This is a genomic window from Mesorhizobium sp. M7A.F.Ca.CA.002.05.1.1, assembly GCF_003998335.1.
Classification (GTDB): Bacteria; Pseudomonadota; Alphaproteobacteria; order Rhizobiales; family Rhizobiaceae; genus Mesorhizobium.
The window spans coordinates 1-3,830 of record NZ_RZQI01000591.1 but is presented as its reverse complement, the minus strand read 5'-3'; the positions used below and the strand labels follow the sequence as shown (position 1 = coordinate 3,830).

The window sequence follows — 3,830 nt, the reverse complement described above, 5'->3', positions numbered from 1 at the left end:
TCAAGAGAGTGAGTAGTCAGTAATCAGTAGAAATGGTCGACTTCACTACTCACTACTCACTACTCACTACTCACTATTTCCTGATTCACCGCTTTGCGATCGGCACGTAATCCCGCTCCGGTGCACCGGTATAGAGCTGGCGCGGGCGGCCGATCTTCTGGCGCGGATCCTCGATCATCTCTTTCCACTGTGCGATCCAGCCGACGGTGCGGGCGACCGCGAACAGCACGGTGAACATGGTGGTGGGGAAACCCAGCGCCTTCAGCGTAATGCCGGAATAGAAGTCGACATTCGGGTAGAGCTTCTTCTCGATGAAATAGGGATCGGTCAGCGCGATCTTTTCCAGTTCCATGGCGATGTCGAGCAGCGGATCGTCCTTGATGCCGAGCTCGCCCAGAACCTCATGCGCCGTCTTCTGCATGATCTTGGCGCGCGGATCGTAGTTCTTGTAGACGCGGTGGCCAAAGCCCATCAAGCGGAACGGGTCGTTCTTGTCCTTGGCGCGAGCGATGAATTCGGGGATGTGATCGACATGGCCGATCTCGCCAAGCATGTTGAGCGCCGCTTCATTGGCGCCGCCATGCGCTGGGCCCCACAGGCAAGCGATGCCGGCGGCGATGCACGCGAACGGGTTGGCGCCCGACGAGCCGGCGAGACGAACGGTCGAGGTCGAGGCGTTCTGCTCGTGGTCGGCGTGCAGAATGAAGATGCGCTCCATGGCGCGCGCCAGCACCGGGTTGATCTTGTATTCCTCGCACGGCACGGCAAAGCACATGTGCAGGAAGTTGGCGGCGAAGTTCAGTTCGTTCTTCGGGTAAATGAAGGGCTGGCCGATGTGGTATTTGTAGGCCATCGCCGCGATCGTTGGCATCTTGGCGATCAGCCGCATGGAGGCAACCATGCGCTGGTAGGGGTCGGAGATGTCGGTGGAGTCGTGGTAGAAGGCCGACAGCGCGCCGACCACGCCGCACATCACCGCCATCGGGTGCGCGTCGCGGCGGAAGCCGGTGAAAAAGCGCGACATCTGCTCATGCACCATGGTGTGGCGCGTCACACGATAGTCGAAGTCGTCCTTCTGCGCCTTGGTCGGCAGTTCGCCGTAAAGCAGGAGATAGCAGACCTCGAGGAAGTCGCCGTGTTCGGCCAGTTGGTCGATCGGATAGCCGCGGTGCAGCAGGATGCCGGCATCGCCGTCGATGAAGGTGATTTCCGACTCGCAGCTTGCCGTCGAGGTGAAGCCCGGATCGTAAGTGAAGGCGCCGGTGGTTGAGTAGAGCGAGGCGATGTCGATGACATCAGGCCCGACCGAACCACTTCGCACCTTGAATTCATGGGTCTTGCCGGCGAATGCAAGCGTAGCCGTGGCCTCCTGGGTCTTGCCGCCCAAATCCATTTTTTTCGCAGCTTCGGTCATTGCAAACTCCTTCTTGTTTCCTCATGCCGGCAAAGGCAAAATTCTGCAGAGCGACACGTCGAAAATCACCGCAATGCGCGTATTCGCCACCGCATTTCAGGAGGTGCGTGCCAGATTGGGCCAAGGCCTAATGTTGCACTGCGAAACCCGCCTTTCAATGCCAATCTTCTTGGGCCAGTTTGCTCCTAATCGATTTGATCTGAGATGCGCGCCAGGCTTTCCTCGCGGCCGAGCACGGCGAGCACATCGAACACGCCCGGCGAGGTGCTTTTGCCGGTCAACGCAGCGCGCAAAGGCTGGGCCACCGCGCCGAGCTTGTGACTGCCGGCCGCTGCCACCTCGCGTATCGCCGCCTCCGCCGAGGCGGCTGTCCAGTCACTCGCAAGCCCGTTCAAAGCTTCGTGAGCACTGCGCAGGATCTTGCGGGCATCGTCGGTAAGCAGAAGGGCCGCCTTGTCGTCGATCGGCAGGGGGCGCGTGGCGAACAGGAAGGCCGCGCCATCGACGAGCTCGACCAGCGTCTTGGCGCGGTCCTTCAAGCCCGGAAGCGCTGCCAGCAACTGCGCCTTGGTGCTGTCGTTCAGGCGCGCGGCGATCGCCGGGCCACCTTCGAGATAGGGCAGGGTAGCGATGAAGATGTCGAACAGTCGGGCATCGCTCATGCGGCGCATATGCGCGCCGTTGATCGCCTCCAGCTTGGCGAAGTCGAAGCGCGCCGCGCCCTTGTTGACATCGCCGATGTCGAACCACGAGATCATATCCTTGATCGACATGATCTCGTCGTCGCCATGGCTCCAGCCAAGGCGCGCCAGGTAATTGAGCAGCGCCTCCGGCAGGTAGCCCATGGCGCGATAGGCCTCGACGCCAAGCGCGCCGTGCCGCTTCGACAGCTTGGCGCCATCGGCGCCGTGGATCAGCGGGATATGCGACATGGACGGCACGTTCCAGCCCATGGCGTTGTAGATCACGGTCTGGCGAGCGGCGTTGGTCAGATGATCGTCGCCGCGAATGATATGGGTGACTCCCATATCATGATCATCGACGACGACGGCATGCATGTAAGTGGGATTGCCGTCAGAACGCAGGATGATGAAGTCATCGAGATCCTTGTTGGGAAAGCGCACCTCGCCCTGGACACGGTCATGGACGATGGTCTCGCCGTCGGTCGGCGCCTTGATACGAATGGCGCCCTTGACGCCTGCGGGCGCCTCAGAGGGGTCGCGGTCGCGCCAGCGGCCGTCATAGCGGGGCGGCAGCCCCTTGGCTCTGGCGGCCTCGCGCATGGCCTCCAGTTCGGCCGGCGTGGCATAGCAATAATAGGCCTTGCCCATGCGCACGAGCTCCTCAGCCACCTCGCGGTGGCGCGGAGCACGCTCGAACTGCGACACCGGCTCGCCGTCCCAGCTCAGGCCAAGCCAGGAAAGCCCGTCGAGGATGGCAGCCGTCGCGGCTTCATTGGAGCGTTCGCGGTCGGTGTCCTCGATGCGCAGCAGCATCGTGCCGCCAGTGTGCTTCGCATACAGCCAGTTGAACAGCGCCGTGCGCGCGCCGCCTATGTGCAGATAGCCGGTGGGCGAAGGGGCAAAACGGGTGACGACCTTGTCGGACATGGAACTCTCGGAAACCATCTGAAGCGGGGTGCGGTTGCGCGGGCTTTCGCGCGCCCGGCGTTCATGTAGCATAGGGTGTCGAGGGCGCAAGGGGCAGACCCGATGGCTGGACGAGGCTGGGGCTCGGATCAGGGCGAGGACGCTGCCATCGGCGTCAGCGAACGGTCCCTGTTTGCGCCTCGGCCAGCCCCATTGCCGCCGCCATCGCCCCTTGTGCCGGATCCCGGCAAGGCGCCCTTGCAAGCGGATGTCGCCGCCTCTGTTCCTGTTGCCGAAACCGGCAGGATCGTTCGCGTGCGCCGGCAAATCAGCCTGACATCACTGCCTCGCCTGCGCCACAGCGTGAACACGGCGGCGAGCCTGGAACTCGACCGGGGCGTGGCCTTCCTGCTGGTGCCGGTCTGCCTGGCGATCGGAGCGATCGGCTATTTTTCGCTGACGGCTGAACCCGACTTTGCGAGACCTGTCGCGGTTGTCATCTTGACGGGGATCTGTGCGCTGGTCTCGCGCTCATGGCCAAAGACCCATCTGTGTTTCATGGCGGCGCTTTTGTGCGCCCTAGGACTGCTTGCTGCCAAGGTCGAGACGTGGCGTGCGGGCACACAAATGTTGGGCTCGGAAATCTCGACGCAGGTGACCGGCCGCGTCGTCTCGCTCGACCGGATGGAAACTGGCCGTATCCGGCTGACCATCGACGTGACGTCGACCGCAAGACCGAAACTGCGCTATGCGCCGGAACGGGTGCGGCTTTCGGCACGCAAGATCCCGGCTGACGTGACCGCAGGCTCCCTCATCACTGGATATGC

2 protein-coding genes and 1 pseudogene are annotated in these 3,830 nt (G+C 62.6%); 1 reads left to right on the top strand and 2 read right to left on the bottom strand.

What is annotated here, in order from left to right; all coding sequences use genetic code 11:
* Positions 1-85 precede the first annotated feature (85 nt).
* The gene (gltA, locus tag EN939_RS24590) at positions 86-1,414 is read right to left on the bottom strand and encodes a citrate synthase (RefSeq protein ID WP_127270290.1); all 1,329 of its coding nucleotides are present in this window, start codon (positions 1,412-1,414) and stop codon (positions 86-88) included.
* Between the two features lie 185 nt (positions 1,415-1,599).
* Positions 1,600-3,024, bottom strand: coding sequence for a glutamate--tRNA ligase (gene gltX / locus EN939_RS24585; protein ID WP_127270289.1), 1,425 nt, complete (start codon positions 3,022-3,024; stop codon positions 1,600-1,602).
* A 102-nt stretch (positions 3,025-3,126) separates the two neighbouring features.
* On the opposite strand from gltX, the pseudogene EN939_RS24580 reads away from it, so the two are divergent.
* Positions 3,127-3,830 (top strand): annotated as a pseudogene (locus EN939_RS24580) (ComEC/Rec2 family competence protein); the annotation flags it as partial.

Excerpts from the sequence above, each read along its gene's own strand:
- gltA (WP_127270290.1), bottom strand. The coding sequence starts at position 1,414 with ATGACCGAAGCTGCGAAAAAAATGGATTTGGGCGGCAAGACCCAGGAG.
- gltX (WP_127270289.1), bottom strand. The coding sequence starts at position 3,024 with ATGTCCGACAAGGTCGTCACCCGTTTTGCCCCTTCGCCCACCGGCTAT.